Raw genomic sequence first — 17,188 nt, forward strand, 5'->3', positions numbered from 1 at the left:
GTCGACCGGGGCGGGGAGGGCCGCCGCTCAGTAGCGGATCGCGTCGATGGGGCGGATCCGCACCGCGACGATCGCCGGGATGAGGCCCGCCAGGGCGCCGACGCCGGTCGCCGCTGCCAGCCCGATGAGCGCGGCGCTCATCGGGAAGGGCGGGCGCGTCGGTACCGGCATCCCGAAGATCGCCTCGAGCGGCACGACCCGCATCGCCACGATCGCGACCCCGATGCCGATGACGCCGGCGACGACCGTCGCGACGACGGACTCGAGCATGATCGAGAAGAAGATCCGCCGGCTCGTCGCCCCGAAGGAGCGCCGCACGCCGATCTCGTGGATCCTCTGGCGCACCGTCACGAGCGAGATGTTGACCAGGCCGAGGGCTCCCAGGACCATGATGAAGACGCCGGCACCCGTGACGACGAGCGTGAAGGTCCGCCCGAAGTCCTGATGGTCCTCCATCTCGTTGGACGTCGCCTGCGTCGCACCGTGCCCGAGGACGCCGTCGAAGTAGCTCGTGGCGAGCTGCTCCATCTCGGCGCCGCGGCCCTCGCCGGCCCACACCTCGAAGGTCGCCGACGCCGCGCCGGAAGCGGTCGAGGAGTCCGCCGTCGACGCCGTGCGACGGAGCGCCTCGTACGGGCCGGCCAGGACGTAGGCCGTGAGGGAGTCGGTGCAGGTGCCGTTCGCGTCGCAGGTCTGGCCGGCCGTCGAGGAATCGATCGTTCCGACGATCGTGTACGTCGTGCGCGCCGGGGACAGCCCGTGCACCCGGACCGGCTGCGTGAGCGCGTCGATGCCCATGGTGTCGAGGACCGACTGGCTCACGACCATCGAGGGGGACATGTCGTCCTCGTCGTCCGCCGTGAACCAGCGGCCGGAGACGACCTGGACGCGGTGGAGGATGCCGTAGCCGGCCGTGACGACGGTGGCGTCGACCTTGGCGGGACCGTCACCGAGGTCGAGGCGCAGGGAGTCCTGGTAGGAGCGCGCCCAACGGGTCACCTCGTAGCGCTTGACGAAGTCGGCCTCCGCCGCGGTGATCCGCTCGGTGCTCGCGCTGGTGCCCGTGCCGGAGCCGTCCGAGCCTGCGGAGGCGTCGGTGCTGCCCGAACTGGTGGTCGTGCCCGAGCCGTCGGGCGTGCCGGTGCCGTCCCCGGAGCCGGTCGGGGACAGCGTCACCTGAACCGTGCCGGGACGCCCGTTCCACTGCGCCATCATGTCGTTCTGCACGACCTGGGAGACCTGCCCGAAGGCGATGACGAAGGTCATCGCGGCCACCGCGACCCCGACGCCGATGAGGGAGAGCAGCACCCGCAGGCGTCCGACGCGCAGCTGGGTCCATGCCTCGACGAGGGCGCCGACGACGCCCGTTCCCCACGCGCTCATGACGCGGCTCCCGCCACGGCGAGGTCGTCGAGGGAGCGCGGGGCGGCGGACTCGAGCTCGATGGGCTGGAGCCGTCCGCCCTCGAGGCGGTAGCGGGTTCTGGCCCGCGCGGCGACGGCGAGGTCGTGCGTGATGACGACGAGCGCGGCGCCCGTCTCGCGGCACTGCTCCTCGAGGAGCTCCATGACGGACGTGCCCGTGTCGACGTCGAGAGCGCCGGTGGGCTCGTCCGCGAGGATGACGCGAGGGCGGCGGGCGAGGGTCCGGGCTATGGCCACGCGCTGCTGCTCGCCGCCGGAGAGCCGGTCGATCCGCGACCCGGTCCGGTCGGCCAGGCCGACGGCGGCCAGCAGTGAGTCGGCGCGGGACGTGCGCCCCCAGAAGGCCCGCCCGCGGTCGTAGAGGAGGGGCGCGGCGACGTTCTCCGTCGTCGTGAGCCCCGGGATGAGGTTGAAGGACTGGAAGACGAAGCCGAAGGTCTCCCCGCGCAGCCGGGCCCGGCGGGACTCGGACAGGTGGGCGGCGTCGGCGCCGTCGACGAGGTACTCGCCCTCGCTCGGGGTGTCGATGAGGCCGAGGATGTTGAGCAGGGTCGACTTGCCGGTGCCGGAGCGTCCGACGACGGCGACGTGCTCGCCGGGGGCGACGTCGAGGTCGACGCCGGTGAGGATGGTCAGCGGGTCGGCGTCGGGCACCTGAAAGGTGCGGGTGACGCCGCGCAGGCTCAGGAGCGGCGCGCTCACAGGTACTCCTGGCCCTTCTCGTCGTAGCAAGCGTACTCGTCGCAGGTGTTGGGCTCCCCGGTGCGGGTCGTGTCCTTGCCTGGGACGAAGAGGAGGACCGTCTCGCCCTCCTTGAGACCGTCGGTGACCTGGACGTTGGTGCCGTCGTTGACGCCGAGCGTCACGTCGCGCTTCTCGGCCTTGTCGGCGTCGCCGTCGGCCGGGACGACCCACACCTCGCCCTTGCCAGTGGAGCCCTCGACGGCCGTGACGGGCACGAGGACCGCGCCCGTGGCGGAACCGGCGTCGATGCCGATCGTGACGGGCAGGCCGGGGAAGACCTTCTGGTCGGAGGGGATGGGGCAGCGCACCTCGACGCTCGTGCCGTCGCCCTGGGTCGTCGTCGTGGCGCCGTCGGCGTCGGTGGTCGTCTGGGAGGTGGGCTTGGTGCCGATGGTCAGGCCCGTGCAGTCGAAGGGCGCCGGGCCGCCGTCGAGGGTGAGGGAGGCGGTCTTCGGAGCGTTGGTGAGCTGGTACTGCTGCGAGGGTGTGATGGTGCCCGTCGCGGAGTAGGTGCCCGGGGTGACGGTGGCGAGGACGTCACCCACGGCGGTCTCCTGGTCCTCGAGGACCTTGAGCGAGACGGTGCCCGCAGCGGGCGAGTAGACGGTCGCCCACGTGACCTTGTCGGCGACCGGGGTGGTCACCTCGTTCCCGTCCTCATCGGTGGAGACGGCCGGGTCCTGGGGCTCGACCTTCTTGAGGTAGACGAGCGGCTCGCCCTTCGTGACGGTGGCGCCCTCGGACACCGCGAAGGAGTCGACGCTTCCGGCGAGCGTCGCGGGGGCGTTGACGGCGGCGTCCTGGACCACCTGGCCCTTGACGTCGATCGTGTTGGAGACGTCGCCGACGGTGGCGGTCGTCGTCTGGGCGGCGATCTCGAAGCCGGCGCTCGGCCCGGTGGTCGCCTCCTGCCCGGAGGACGGGAAGAAGGCGATCTTGGTGAGGGCGACGGCGATGACGAGGGCGATGAGGACCTTGAGGGTCGGGAGCACGAATCGCTTCACGGCTCACTCCGTAGTGAGGGGGGGACGGTACCCCATGAGCCTAGATCTGGCCGTTGCCGACCCGGATCGTCCTGCGGGATGACATCGGTCCCGGGTCCTCCCTGAGGCGGTGGTGGGGGAGGTTCCGGAGGCCTCCCGCGCGGTGCTCCGGTGGCCGCGGGCGCCGTCGACCGTCAGAAGCGCGCTCGACCGCCTGACTTCCAGGAATCAGGCGGTCGAGCGGTGCGTTGACGGTCGAGCCGAGTGGGGAGCGGAGGCGCTCAGGCGACGCGGCCGGCGGGGGCCGACGGCGTCGCGTCGAGGAAGGCCGGCTCGTTGAAGCCGTGCTCCGCGTAGGCGGCGACGATCCCGCGGGCCACCTCGTCGACGCGGCCGGCGTCCACGAGGGCGATGGCCGATCCGCCGAAGCCGCCGCCCGTCATCCGGGCGCCGTGGGCGCCGAGCGCCCGGGCGGTGTCGACGGCGACGTCGAGCTCGGGGCAGGTGCACTCGTAGTCGTCTCGCAGGGAGTCGTGGCTGCCGTTCATGAGGGTGCCGACCTCGGCCAGCTTCGCGCCGGCGAGCGGCGACCCGTCCTGGAGGAGGTCGACGAGGCGGCGGGTCCGGTCGATCTCGGTGACGACGTGGCGGGTGCGGCGCACGAGCACCTCGGCGTCGGCGTCCCCGGAGGCGGCCAGGCGATCGAGGGCCTCGGGGAGCGCGCTCGCGGGCACGTCCGCGAGGAGCCCGACGCCCAGCAGCTCCGCGGAGCGCTCGCAGGAGGCGCGGCGGGCGCCGTACTGGCCGTCGACGAGCGAGTGCTTCGCCTTGGTGTCGATGACGAGGAGGGCGAGGCCCGCCTCCGCGAGGTCGAAGGGGACCTGAGTGGTGGAGCCGTCGCGGCAGTCGAGCTCGAGGGCGTGCCCGGCGGCGCAGCGCATCGAGGCGGACTGGTCCATGCCGCCGGTGGGCGCGCCGGCCACCTCGTTCTCGGCGCGGACGCAGGCGGTGACGAGGTGGGCGCGGCCGGCGTCGTCGGGCTCGGTCGGCGTGCCGGCCAGCCCGAGCCCGGCGACCTCGTCGAGGGCGACCGCCGTGGCGCACTCGAGGGCGGCGGAGGAGGACAGGCCTCCGCCGAGCGGTACGCAGGAGTAGAGGGCGGCGTCGAAGCCGGGCAGCGGGCCGAGACCGTCCTGCTCGAGGGCCCAGGCGACGCCCGCGACGTAGGCGTTCCAGTGCCGGACCTCGCCGGGCGTGCCCTTGGGGCCGATGGCGTCGAGGTCGAGGACGTCGACGGCGTCGCGCGTCTGCGGGGAGACGAGCCGGATGGTGCGGTCCTCGCGGCGGCGCAGCGCGAGGAAGGCGCGGTGCGGCAGGGCGATGGGAAGGGCGAGGCCCCCGTTGTAGTCCGTGTGCTCGCCGATAACGTTGACGCGCCCCGGCGCGTACCAGACGCCGTCGGGCTCGGCGTCGAAGGCCTCGCGGAAGAGCTCCGCGGCGAGCCGCGGTCCCTCCTCGTCGGAGAGGGCGGGGGAGAAGACGGGGGCGGTGGGAGCGACGGTGCTCACGGAGGCGTCAGTCATGGGCCGAGCCTATCCACGATCGGGCGGACGGGGGGATCAGTGACTCTTCGGTGGTGCCGTGGACGCACGGACGATGAGCTCGGTGGGGATCATGATCCTGCGGGAGCCGTCCGCCGTGCCTGACTCGATCTGCTCGGCGACGAGATCGACCATCGTCGCCCCTGCTCTGTGGAAGTCGATTCGGACCGTCGTGAGCGGGGGCGTGAGGAACGCGCTGACGGCCAGGTCGTCGATGCCGATGACGGAGACGTCACGGGGGACGACTCGTCCCTGCTCGTGGAGCCTGCGGATGAGGCCGGTGGCGACCTCGTCGTTCGCGCACAGGACAGCGGTCACGTCCGGCCGCGAGAGCTCCAGACCGGCTCTGTACCCGTCCCGGGCCTCCCAACCCCCGATGACGGGTTCGGGGACGGGCCGGTTGCGCTGCTCGAGGCGGGAGCGCCACGAACTCCTCCGGAGCAAGGCCGACTGGGAGTCCGAGGGTCCTGTCACGTGGTGGACCGTGCGGTGTCCGAGGTCGAGTAGATGGTCGACGGCAGCATACACACCGTGCACCTGATCCGCCGACGCCGATGGGTAGTAGCCCACGAGCGCTGAGTCGGAAGAGGCGATTGCGAGCGACGGCGGCAGGGCGAGGTGCTCGACGGTCGCACGGCCGGACTGAACGATGACCAGCCCCTCGATGGGCTGACGCACGAGGTCCGCCACGGCAGTGTGAACCTCCTCCGCCTCGGGGTGCGCCACCTGGGTGACCGTCACGGTGAATCCGCGTGCTCGGGCGGTGGTGAGCACTCCTGCGAGGGTGCGGGCCTCGCCGGTTCGCTCAACCTGCTGAGTGAGGACGCCGATCGTGTGGTACGAGCCTGAACGCAGTGCCCTGGCAGCGCGATTGGGCACGTACCCGAGCTGTCGCATGGCTGCCTCGACCTTGGATCGTGTGGTGGGGCGGACCTTGTCAGAACCGCGCGAGACGCGGGAGACCGTCTGCGGAGAGACTCCTGCGAGTCGGGCGACGTCGTTGATGGACGCAGGACGCCCTGCCTTGCTCGGGTCGGCAGGGATAGGGGGCATGTGCCGACCATAGTTCCCCGAGGTGCGCCGGGACGCTGGCGCGCCGTGGCTGCGCTCGCCGGCTGGATGAGAAGTGGCGACGTCGCCATTGATGATATCGGAATTGATAGTGCTGTAATCACTTGACACAAGTCATTTGCTGAATCCAGAATGGTCACGTCGCCACGACGAGGCGACACTCTCCAAGGACATGGCAGCGTCGCCGCCCGGGCGGCTGCCGACTCGGCCGATAGGAACGCCAATGGCGATCGTTCCCCGCTACTGGGAGGACCTCGAGGTTCTCCATGAGAACACCCTGCCCGCACGTGCCTACTACGTCCCAGACTCCCCGGGCCACCTCCGCGACGTCATCGCGCGTGAGGCCTCGGACCGCTTCCAGAGCCTCAACGGCACGTGGTCGGTGCGCTACGTGCCCTCCGTCCATGACCTCACGGAACGCTTCTGGGAGCCCGGCGCTCAGCGTGAGGGCTTCGTCGACCACCAGGTACCCGGCACGTGGCAGTACCAGGGGCTCGACGCCCACCACTACACGAACGTCCGCTACCCCATTCCCCTGGACCCGCCCTACGTCCCCCAGGACAACCCCGCTGGGGCCTACGTCACCACCTTCGAGCACGCGGTCAACCCGGAGGCCCCGACGACGACCCTCGTCTTCGAGGGGGTCGACTCGTGCTTCTACGTCTGGGTGAACGGCACCTACGTCGGCTACTCCCAGGTGTCCCACGCCACGAGCGAGTTCGACGTCACCGAGCTCCTGCTGGAGGGGCGCAACGAGCTCGCGGTGCTGGTGCTCAAGTGGTGCGACGGTACCTATCTCGAGGATCAGGACAAGTTCCGCACCAGCGGCATCATCCGTGACGTCTACTTGCTGGACCGCCCCCGCGACGTCCTCGTCGACTACGTCGTGACCACCACCCTCAGTGACGAAGGCGCTCACGTCCAGGTCCGCGGCGCCTTCCGCGGCCAGCCGGTCCCGGTCACGCTCACCCTGAGTGACGCTCGCGGCGCCGTGGTCGCGCGGGGGAGGCTCGCGCCCGGTGGCGACGACGAACACCCGTACGAGGCCGAACTCGTGGTCGAGGACCCGCACCTGTGGAACGCGGAGGATCCCTACCTCTACGACCTGGTCCTGGCCTCGCCTCAGGAGCAGGTCTGTGAACGGGTGGGTATCCGGACCGTCCGTACTGACGGGCCGGTGCTCCTGCTCAACGAGAAGCCCGTCACCCTGCGCGGCGTCAACCGCCATGACTCCGACCCTGTGACCGGTCCGGTCGTGGACCTCGCCCACATGCGACGTGATCTGCGCCTGATGAAGGAGCACAACGTCAACGCCGTGCGCTCGTCGCACTACCCCAACGACCCGCGCTTCTATCAGCTGTGCGACGAGTACGGCTTCTACGTCATGAGCGAGGCGGACAACGAGAGCCACGGCACCCAGACCCAGTACCTCGCCGACGACTCCTGGGACAACGTCGTCGAGCACTGGAACGAGCGCATCGCCAACAACCCCAAGTGGATCGAGCCGACGCTCGACCGTGTTCGCCTGTGCCTCCTCCGTGAGCGCAACCGTCCCTCGATCATCTCCTGGTCCGCCGGGAATGAGTGCGCCTACGGCTGGACCTTTGAGACGGCCCTGCTGTGGATGAAGCAGACGGATCCCACACGCGTCACCCACTACGAGTCCGCGTTCTACCGCTCGCGGGACCGGCGCTACGACTACAGCTCCATCGACCTGTACTCGCGCATGTACCCTTCGCTCGCCGAGATCCGTGACTACCTGGCCGACGGTCCCGACAAGCCGCTCATCCTGGTGGAGTACTGCCACGCCATGGGGAACGGCCCCGGCGACCTCGAGGACTACTGGGAGCTCATCCTCGATGAGCCGCGCATGTGCGGCGGCTTCGTCTGGGAGTGGTGCGACCACGCCGTCCGTGCCGGGACCACTGATGACGGACGCCCGGTCCATCTCTACGGCGGCGACCACGGCGAGCTCATCCACGACGGGAACTTCTGCGTCGACGGTCTGGTCTCTCCCGAGCGCGTTCCCCACACCGGCCTTACCGAGCTGTGGAACGTTCAGCGTCCGGCGCGCGTCACGACGGCGGACGCGCAGTCCGGCACCGTGACGATCCGCAACGTCCTGGACTTCACCGACCTGCGGGACTACGCGACCGTCACGGCCGTCCTCAGCGTCGACGGCGAGGTCGTCGCGTCGGAGCCGGTGGACCTGACCGCGCCACTGCCGCCCCACGGCGTGGCCCGGGTGGCCCTGCCAACGGCTCTCAAGCAGGCGGTCCCGGCCTCGGGGCGCTGTCACCTCACCCTCGAGTACCGCCTCCGCGCGGACGCCCCGCTCCTCGAGCCCGGCCACCTCCTGGGCTTCGACGAGATCACCGTCCCGACCGCCGACCCGCGTCCAGCGGTCCTGCGTCAGCGTGCGGACGCTCCCGCTCCGACCGGCGTGCTCGCCGTGCACGAGGACGAGGACACCGTCACATTGACGGGGGAGGGCTTCGAGTATGTCATCGACCGTCGCACCGGCATGCTCCGCTCCGCCACGGTGGGAGGCTCGCCGCTGCTCACGGCACCGACCGGGCTCAACGTGTGGCGGGCCCCGACGGACAACGACCGGCACGTCCAGGTGGAGTGGCAGCGGGCTCACTACGACCAGACGGCGACGCGCGCCTACGGGTGCCGGGTCGAGGAGATCGAGGCGGAGGTCCTCGTGACCTGTGAGGTGGGCCTCGTCGCCCCGACCGTCCAGCCCGTCCTGCGGGGCGAGGTCTCCTGGCGCTTCACGGCCGACGGTGCCGTCGGCGTGCACCTCGACCTCCACCGTGAGGCGGAGATGCCCCCGCTTCCCCGTCTGGGGCTGCGACTGTTCCTCCCGCGGGACCTCGACCGGGTCGACTACCTCGGGTACGGGCCGCAGGAGAGCTACGTCGACAAGCACCGCGGCGCCCGCTACGGGCACTACGAATCGAGTGTCAGCGATCAGGTGGAGCACTACGTGCGTCCCCAGGAGAACGGGTCCCACTGGGGGACCGACACCGTCACGCTCACGGGCGACGCCCTCGCGCTCGACGTGCTCTCACCTGCGCCCTTCTCCTTCAGCGCTCTGCCGTACACGCAGGAGGAGCTGACGATGACCGCCCACGACCACGAGCTCACGGAGTGCGGCTCCACGGTCCTGTGCCTCGACGTCGCGCACGCGGGCATCGGCTCGAACAGCTGCGGCCCCGCCCTCCTCGAGCGCTATCGCGTCACCGACGTGGACCTCGCCGCCGACCTGACCCTCGTGCCGCGCCGTCGCTGACCCGCCGGCCCCCTCTCGAGCAGTCCTTCTCCGAACACCCCCACCCGCCTCAACGCAGAGGAGCCCCCCGTGAACGAGAAGAAGTACCTCAGGTGGTACAACAAGGTCGGCTACGGAACCGGCGACATCGCCGGCAACGTCGTCTACGCCTTCCTGTCGTTCTTCGCCATGATCTACCTGACGGACGCCCAGGGAATGAACGCAGGTGTCGTCGGAACCCTCATGATGCTGTCGAAGCTGTTCGACGGCGTGTCCGACTTCATCTTCGGCGTGCTCATGGACAAGACACGATCCCGGATGGGCAAGGCCCGCCCCTGGATGTTCTGGGCGTTCTTCGGGTGCGCGGCGATGATCATCGCCATCTTCGCGATCCCGACCTCCTTGGGCGACACCGCGAAGTACGCGTGGTTCTTCATCGCGTACACGCTGCTCAACGCCGTCTTCTACACCGCGAACAACATCGCCTACGGCGCCCTGACGGCCCTCATCACGAAGAACCCCAACGAGCGCGTGCAGATGGGGTCCATCCGGTTCGTCTTCGCCTTCGGCACCAGCCTCGCCATCCAGGCCGCCACCGTCGGCGCCGTCGAGGCCATGGGGGGCGGCGCTGACGCGTGGCGCAACATCGCGATCATCTACTCCGTCGTCGGACTCCTCTCCAACACCCTGGCGGTCTTCTCGGTCCGTGAGCTGACTCCTGCCGAGCTCGCGGACGAGGGGGCCGGCGAGGCTGACTCCGCAGTCCCTCTCAAGGAGGCGCTCGGCCTCCTGATCCACAACAAGTACTACGTGCTGCTCGTCGTCATGTTCATCATGATGCAGCTCTTCGGCGCTCTCAACGGCATGGGCATCTACTTCATGACCTACGTGCTGCACGACCCGAAGCTGCTCGGCGCCTTCGCGTGGGCGTCGAACATCCCGCAGATGGTCGCCCTGCTCAGCCTGCCCTTCATCGTCGTCAAGGTCGGCAACATGCAGAAGGTGTCCCTGTGGGGCTACGGCATCGCCATCGTCGCCCGCATCGGGATCATCATCGGTGGCTACATGACCAACGTGCCCGTCATGCTCGTCTTCACCGCGATCGCCATGCTCGGCACCTCCGCTCTCCAGGGCACCCTCACCGCCCTCATCGCGGAGGCCAGCGAACACACCTATCTCACGTCCGGCAAGCGCCTCGACGGCCTCATGTTCTCCTGCACCTCCCTCGGTACGAAGCTCGGAGGCGGGCTCGGAACCGCCCTGACCGGCTGGCTCCTCAGTGCGGCGGGCTACGTCTCCACGACCGCCGGGAAGGCCGTCGATCAGCCCGAATCGGTCATCACCATGCTGCAGTTCGCCTACCTCTGGCTCCCGACGATCATCGTCATCGTCATCGCCGGGATCGTCACCCTCGTCGACGTCGAGGCGGTCAACCATCGCCTGCGTGACGCGGCGGCCGAGAGGGTCGAGGCGATCAAGGTATGAGCGAGGACAACCTCACACCCGCCGCCCTCGAGGCGGCAGGCGCCCTGGGCGGCTCCCCGGACCCGGGTTACACCTGGCCGATTGAGCCCGAGGTGCGGGCGAACCTCGAGGCCTGGCGCGACATGAAGTTCGGCGTCATCATCCACTGGGGCATCTACTCCGCCATAGGCCAGGGAGGGTCGTGGTCGCTCCACCGCGACGACCTTGGATGGTTCACAGACCCGCCCGCCGACTGGAACGGCACCGACGCCGCTTACCAGGACTGGTACTACGACCAGGCCCGGACCTTCGTCGGTGAGGAGTTCGACGCCTCCGAGTGGGCTAGGCTCTGCGCCGACGCCGGCATGCGCTACTGCGTCTTCACGACGAAGCACCATGACGGCTTCTGCATGTACGACTCCCACTACACGAACCTCAAGTCGACCTCGGAGTCCTCGGGCCTGCGCCGCGACGTACTGCGTGAGGTATGCGACGCCTTCCGGGAGGAGGGCCTCACCATGGGCGCCTACTTCTCGCTGGCGGACTGGTCCCGTGCCGAGTACTGGGACCGTGCTCTACCGATTCGCGACCGCTTTCACAACTACGACATCGCGGCCAGGCCGCGTGCCTGGGAGAGGTTCAAGGACTTCACGCGGGACCAGCTCGAGGAGGTCGTCGAGGGCTACGGACCCTTCAACATGGTCTGGCTCGACGCCGGATGGGTGCGCGAGCCTCACGAACCGATCGGGATGGAGAAGATCGCCGCCACCCTGCGTGCGCACGATCCCGGGCTCATGATCGTGCACCGTGAGGTCCACGGTCCGTTCGAGAACTACCGCACCCCCGAGCAGGAGATCCCCGACGACATTCTCCACTACCCGTGGGAGTCCTGCATGACACTCCAGCGGGAGTGGTGCGCGATGTCCCGAGACGAGGCCTCCAAGCCCGTCGAGGAGATCGTCGCGAACCTCGTGCGGATCGTTGCTCGTGGAGGCAACTACCTTCTGGGAATCGGGCTTGACGCCACCGGCCACATGCCCGACTCGGTTCGCGACTCGCTTGAGCGAATCGGCACCTGGATGACCGCGTGCGGCGAGGGCGTCTACGGCACCCGGGTCCCTGAGGACCCGCCGCAGGTCGAGTCCCTGGACGGGGCAATCAGCTGGTACCTCACGGAGAAGCCGCAGGAGGCGGGCACGGCCCTCTACGCCTTCGGGATCCCGGCAGAGGGGCGAGAGCTGGATGCAACCAGCCTGCGTGTGGACCGTCCGGTTGGCGCCGTAACCCTGCTCGGCTCGGACGGCCGCAGCCTGGCCCTCGACGAGTCCTCGGGCCGGATCGAGGTCCCTGCCTCGCCCACGCAGGGCGCCGTGGGGCTGCGGATCGAGCTGGCCTGACCCTCTCGCACCCGCGGAGGGCCTGGAGCGCCTCGTCGTTCCACGCCCTCCGCGCACGGGGCGGGCTCAGGCCGCGGCGAGGGCGCTAGCCGCGGACGCGGCGCCGCGTCCGCGGCCCGTCACGCCAGAGCCGCCGGGCCTCACGGGCGCGGTGACAGCGCGGGCACCGTCGTCGTGGGCGCAGGCGCGTCGCCGCGGTGTCGGGACCAAGTGCCCAGGTGGGGATACCCTTGGAGCGCCGTCGGAACGTGCTCAGCGTCCCGGCGGGCGCCGACGGGGCTCCGTTCCGCGGTGACCCCGAACGCGCCCGAACCCTGGGAGGAGACGAGCCATGGACCTCCCGACGCCGTCGCCCCAGCAGCGGGTCCTGGGCGTGACCGTCCCTGTTCCCGAGCCCTGGGCGTCCCGCGTCCGGCTCGTGCGCGCCACGGCCGGCGACCCTCTCGCCCGCAGCATCGGCCCCCACGTCACCGTTCTCCCGCCGACCCTCGTCCAGCAAGAGCTGGTGGAGGTGGCCGAGAAGCACCTCGCCTCCGTCGCCTCGCGGACGCCGCCCTTCGTCGTCGAGCTCGCCGGAACCGACGACTTCCGCCCCGCCAGCCCTGTCGTCTACCTCGACGTCGCTCGTGGCCGCGAGGACCTCGACGCGCTCCAGCGCGCCGTCCGCGACGAGCACGGCCCCCTCGCCCGCGACCTGCGCTTCCGCTTCCACCCCCACGTCACCCTCGCCCACGAGGTCGGTCATGAGGCGCTCGACGCCGCGGCGGCCGCGGGCGAGAGCATCACCGCGGAGTTCGTCGTCGACCGGCTCGAGCTGCGAGCCCTCGCCGACGACGGCAGCTGGGACCTCCTGCGCACCGTCCCCCTGTCCGGCTCACCGACTCCCTGACCGCCCGCGCCATCGACCCCCACCACCGACCAAGGAGGACCATGACCGCCTCGACCGCAGACAACGAGCGCCCCGGCGACCCGAGCACCGAGCTCGAGGGCGCCTCCGCGCTCGACTCGCACGACGAGGGCCGCCGCGTCGCCGCGGCGCACGCGGCGACGGACGGCCGCACCGACGCCGACGGGACGACGAGCACGGGCGCCACGACCGCCGGCGCCGCGAAGCTCGACGTCCCCGTCAACGCCCGCGGCGAGGAGGCCGGGCCAGATAACCGCAACGACCCCTCCGGCGGCGTCGCGGGGAAGGCCATGGGCCTCGTCGAGCGCTACAACCGGTCCCGGCTGGGACGTCTCCTCTCGCGCTACGGTACCGGTCGCGGCGGGCTCATCGCCGGCGGCATCGCCTACACGGGGCTGTTCTCCACCTTCGCGGCCCTCGCCATCGGCATCAGCTTCCTCATGGCGACGATCGGTCGGAACCCGGACATCCGCGACGCCGTCATCACGTCCCTCAACTCGATGCTGCCCGGAGTCATCGACGACGGCTCGGGCAGCGGCCTGGTCACCATCGACGACCTCACCGTCTCCTCGGCGCTCAACATCGGGTCGATCATCGCGATCCTCACGCTCATCTACTCGGCCATGGGGCTCATGGGGGCGCTCAAGTCGGGCGTGCGCGCCATGTTCGGCATCGTGCAGCTCCCGCAGAACCCGGTGATGAACCAGGTCTGGAACCTCACCGGCTTCCTCGTCATCATGGTCTCCGTCGCCGTCACGGCGCTGGCGTCGATCGTGACGAACACGCTGGCGACGGCGATCAGCTCGCTCCCGTCGTGGATCGCGGGACCCGGCGGCACGATCCTCACCCTCGCGGTCTCCTTCGTCCTCGACGCCGCGACCTTCGCCCTCATCATCTGGGTGTGCGGCGTGCGCCCGCCCAGGAAGGACTACGTCTGGGGCTCGGTCATCGCCGCCATCGGCTTCGGCGTCCTGCGGCAGGTCGGGACGAGCGCCGTCGGCTCGGTGAGCAAGAACCCGCTGCTGGCCTCCTTCGCCGCGATCATCGTCCTCGTCCTCTGGCTCCACCTCGCGGCCCGCGTGGTCCTCTACGTGAGTGCCTGGATGGCGAACCCGCCGCGTCCGCAGTCGATCGACCACCCGGACGAGGTCCACGCGAACGAGACGCCGAACTACGTCACCCTCTCCGTCCCGGAGACGCTCGCCTGGCCCCGTCAGTCGCTCTCCGGCACCGTCGAGGTGGACACGACCGCCCACCCCGACTACGTGCCGCCCGTCGAGCTCGACGAGCACGGCCGACCCGCCGAGGGCGAGCCCGCCGACGTCTCGAGCCTCGGCTCGCGCGTCAACCGCTGGCGCTACAACCGCGCCCGCAAGAACCTCGACTCGGCGCGTCGCCGGTACCTCGGCGAGGACTGAGGGTCCGCCCCGGGCCCCGTCACGGCGCGCTCGTCGTCTACCCTGGCCCGGTGAGCACCACGAGCGAGCAGACCGCGACGGACGCCGACACCGCGCCGGACGACCGACCCGTCCACGCCATCATCCCCGCCGGCGGCGCCGGCACCCGGCTGTGGCCGCTGTCCCGCCGCGACCACCCGAAGTTCCTCCTCGACCTCACCGGCGCGGGCCGCACCCTCATCCAGGGCACCGTCGCCCGCCTCGCCCCCGTCGCCGCGAGCACGACGATCGTGACCGGTGTCGCCCACGTCGCCGCCGTCGCCGACCAGCTCCCCGGCGTCCCCCGCGAGAACCTCCTCACCGAGCCCCTCCCTCGCGACTCCATGGCCGCCATCGGCCTCGCCGCCGCCGTCATCGCGCAGCGACAGGGCCGCGACGCCGTCGTCGGCTCCTTCGCCGCGGACCAGACCATCGCCGACGAGGCCGCCTTCGAGACCGCCGTCCGCCAGGCCGCGGCGCTGGCCCGCGAGGGCTGGGTCGTCACCATCGGCATCGAGGCCACCGGTCCGTCCACGGCCTTCGGCTACATCCACGCCGGCGAGCCCGTCGACGTCGACGGCGCCCCCGACGGCCGCCGCGTCCTCGGCTTCACCGAGAAGCCCGACGCCGAGACGGCCGCCGCCTACCTCGCCACGGGCGACTACCGCTGGAACGCCGGCATGTTCGTCGCCCGCGCCGGCGTCCTCCTCGACCACCTGGCCGCCCAGAAGCCCGAGCTCGCCGCCGGCATCGAGACCATCGCCGCCGCCTGGGACACCCCCGAGCGCGAGGAGGTCCTCGCGGCCACCTGGCCGGGCTTGGAGAGGATCGCCATCGACCACGCCATCGCCGAGCCCGTCGCCGCGGCCGGGGGAGTGGCCACCGTCCCCGCCGCGATGGGCTGGGACGACGTCGGCGGCTTCGACGCCCTGTCCGGGCTCGTCGCCTCGCGCACCGAGGGCCCCGCCGCGGGCGTCGCCGTCCTCGACGGCACCGCCGAGGGCGGCCCCGCCGCGGACGTCGAGGCAGTCGGCAGCGAGGGTGCGCTCGTCGCCTCGACGACCGGCCGCAAGGTCGTCCTCCTCGGCGTGCCCGGGATCGTCGTCGCCGACACCCCCGACGCCCTCCTCATCACGACGCCGGCCAGCGGCCAGCGGGTCAAGGGCGTCGTCGATCGCCTCAAGGCCGAGGGGCGCGACGCGCTGCTCTGACGCGTCCCGGAGCCGAGCCGACCGGGATCAGCCCTCGTCCACCGCGACGCCGGTGAGGCGCCACGGGGAGCTCGCCGAGGTCGTCGCGGACGCTCGACGCGCTCGAGGCCGAGGGTGGGGGAGGTCGCGGAGCCGCTCGACGACGTCGAGCGTCCCGCCGTCGGTGCAGGCGGCGGCGACCTCGCGACGGTGGCAGGAGCGCTGCGGGTGCCTCCGACTCCGGGGTGAACGGGTGGAGCGAGCCGCCTCGCATGTGATGCGCATCACGTGCGCGGCGTCACTGATCGGACTGTGACCGCACGGTAACGAAGCGGCGTCGTCGCGCTGACGGCGACCGTCTATCCTGTCAGCGAACGCGCCCGACCACCCCGGCGGGCGGTCAGCTCCGCATCCCCCTTGGAGACCCCGTTGAACAAGAAGACCTACTCCGCCATGGCGCTCGGCCTCGCCGCCGCGCTCTCCCTCGCCGCCTGCGGCGCCGCCCCCTCCGACTCCGCGTCCTCCGGCTCCTCCGGCTCCGCCGCCGCCGGCTCCTCCGACTTCACCGCCTGCATGGTCTCCGACGAGGGCGGCTTCGACGACCAGTCCTTCAACCAGTCCGGCAAGGAGGGCCTCGACAAGGCCAAGTCCGAGCTCGGCGTCAAGGAGATCGCCGTCGAGTCCCAGTCCGCCGCCGACTACGCCACGAACGTCGACTCCCTCGTCCAGCAGGGCTGCAACCTCATCATCGGCGTCGGCTTCAACCTCGCCGAGGACATGACGAGCGCCGCCAAGGCCAACCCCGACATCGAGTTCGCCCTCATCGACTCCTCCTTCTCCGAGGACGGCCTGAGCAACGCCAAGCCCCTCATCTTCAAGACCTCCGAGGCCGCCTACCTCGCCGGCTACGCCGCCGCGGGCACCTCCAGGTCCGGCAAGGTCGCCACCTACGGCGGCCAGGCCATCCCGACCGTCCAGATCTTCATGGACGGCTTCGCCCAGGGCGTCGCCAAGTACAACGAGGACAACGGCAAGGACGTCCAGGTCCTCGGCTGGGACACCAAGAACCCCGACGCCGGCTCCTTCGTCGGCGACTTCTCCAACACGACCAAGGGCCAGCAGCTCACCGAGCAGTTCCTGTCCCAGGGCGCGGACATCATCCTCCCGGTCGCCGGCCCCGTGGGCCTGGGCACCCTGTCCTCCGTCAAGGCCGCCGGGGGCGACAACGGCGTCGTGTGGGTCGACGCCGACGGTTACAGCTCCACCTCCGAGGGCTCCATCATCATGACCTCCATCGTCAAGGAGATCGGCACCTCGGTCTACGACACGGTCAAGGAGGCCCAGGCGGGCAAGTTCACCGCGGACCCGTACATCGGCACCCTCAAGAACGGCGGCGTCGGGATCGCGGACTACCACGACTGGTCCTCCAAGGTCCCCTCGGACGTCCAGACCCAGGTCAAGGACCTCGAGCAGCAGATCATCGACGGCAAGCTGACGGTCTCGACCTCCTACGACCCGTCCTGACGCGTCCTCGGACCGTCCTCGCATGACGCACTGACCCGCTGACGCCGCCGCCCCTCGTCGGGCGGCGGCGTCAGCGGCGCCTCAGCGGGAGGCGGCGACCCCGCGGCGGGGTCGTCTATATTCCCTCCCAGCCCGGGCGCCCGGGGCCTCACGCCCCCGCCCCCGGACCG

General features: G+C 70.7%; 12 protein-coding genes. 7 read left to right on the forward strand and 5 right to left on the reverse strand.

Annotated elements, in window-relative coordinates; all coding sequences use genetic code 11:
* Window positions 1–27 precede the first annotated feature (27 nt).
* From AXF14_RS07860 to AXF14_RS07880, 5 genes are all read right to left on the reverse strand, one after another.
* Window positions 28–1,383, reverse strand: a complete 1,356-nt coding sequence (locus AXF14_RS07860) for an ABC transporter permease (RefSeq protein WP_067942250.1) — start codon at window positions 1,381–1,383, stop codon at window positions 28–30.
* A complete protein-coding gene (locus AXF14_RS07865) occupies window positions 1,380–2,126 on the reverse strand; it encodes an ABC transporter ATP-binding protein (protein ID WP_067942252.1) in 747 nt (248 codons plus the stop codon). Before AXF14_RS07865 ends, AXF14_RS07860 begins: the two co-directional genes overlap by 4 nt.
* Window positions 2,123–3,172, reverse strand: coding sequence for an efflux RND transporter periplasmic adaptor subunit (locus AXF14_RS07870; protein WP_067942254.1), 1,050 nt, complete (start codon window positions 3,170–3,172; stop codon window positions 2,123–2,125). The genes AXF14_RS07865 and AXF14_RS07870 overlap by 4 nt, the downstream gene beginning before the upstream one ends.
* A gap of 260 nt (window positions 3,173–3,432) precedes the next feature.
* Complete coding sequence (gene galK / locus AXF14_RS07875) at window positions 3,433–4,734, reverse strand: galactokinase (protein WP_067942258.1); 1,302 nt, start codon at window positions 4,732–4,734, stop codon at window positions 3,433–3,435.
* Between the two features lie 36 nt (window positions 4,735–4,770).
* Window positions 4,771–5,805, reverse strand: coding sequence for a LacI family DNA-binding transcriptional regulator (locus tag AXF14_RS07880; RefSeq protein ID WP_211260070.1), 1,035 nt, complete (start codon window positions 5,803–5,805; stop codon window positions 4,771–4,773).
* Between the two features lie 241 nt (window positions 5,806–6,046).
* On the opposite strand from AXF14_RS07880, the gene AXF14_RS07885 reads away from it, so the two are divergent.
* The 7 genes from AXF14_RS07885 to AXF14_RS07915 all read left to right on the forward strand — a co-directional run bounded on the left by AXF14_RS07885 (window position 6,047) and on the right by AXF14_RS07915 (window position 17,018).
* Entirely contained in the window at window positions 6,047–9,121 is a 3,075-nt protein-coding gene (locus AXF14_RS07885; protein ID WP_067942260.1) for a glycoside hydrolase family 2 TIM barrel-domain containing protein, read from the forward strand.
* Between the two features lie 69 nt (window positions 9,122–9,190).
* A complete protein-coding gene (locus tag AXF14_RS07890) occupies window positions 9,191–10,585 on the forward strand; it encodes an MFS transporter (RefSeq protein ID WP_067942262.1) in 1,395 nt (464 codons plus the stop codon).
* On the forward strand, window positions 10,582–11,961 hold the full coding sequence (locus AXF14_RS07895; protein WP_067942264.1) for an alpha-L-fucosidase: 1,380 nt from the start codon (window positions 10,582–10,584) through the stop codon (window positions 11,959–11,961). Before AXF14_RS07890 ends, AXF14_RS07895 begins: the two co-directional genes overlap by 4 nt.
* 331 nt (window positions 11,962–12,292) lie before the next feature.
* Entirely contained in the window at window positions 12,293–12,850 is a 558-nt protein-coding gene (locus AXF14_RS07900) for a 2'-5' RNA ligase family protein (protein ID WP_067942267.1), read from the forward strand.
* 41 nt (window positions 12,851–12,891) lie between these two features.
* Window positions 12,892–14,286 (forward strand): YihY/virulence factor BrkB family protein, encoded by a 1,395-nt coding sequence (locus AXF14_RS07905; RefSeq protein ID WP_236755378.1) that lies wholly within the window; start codon window positions 12,892–12,894, stop codon window positions 14,284–14,286.
* Window positions 14,287–14,336: 50 nt separating this feature from the next.
* A complete protein-coding gene (locus AXF14_RS07910) occupies window positions 14,337–15,515 on the forward strand; it encodes a mannose-1-phosphate guanylyltransferase (protein WP_067942268.1) in 1,179 nt (392 codons plus the stop codon).
* Window positions 15,516–15,947: 432 nt separating this feature from the next.
* On the forward strand, window positions 15,948–17,018 hold the full coding sequence (locus tag AXF14_RS07915; RefSeq protein ID WP_067944213.1) for a BMP family lipoprotein: 1,071 nt from the start codon (window positions 15,948–15,950) through the stop codon (window positions 17,016–17,018).
* The last annotated feature ends 170 nt before the right edge of the window (window positions 17,019–17,188 follow it).

The organism is Actinomyces radicidentis (genome assembly GCF_001553565.1).
Taxonomy (GTDB): Bacteria; Actinomycetota; Actinomycetes; order Actinomycetales; family Actinomycetaceae; genus Actinomyces; species Actinomyces radicidentis.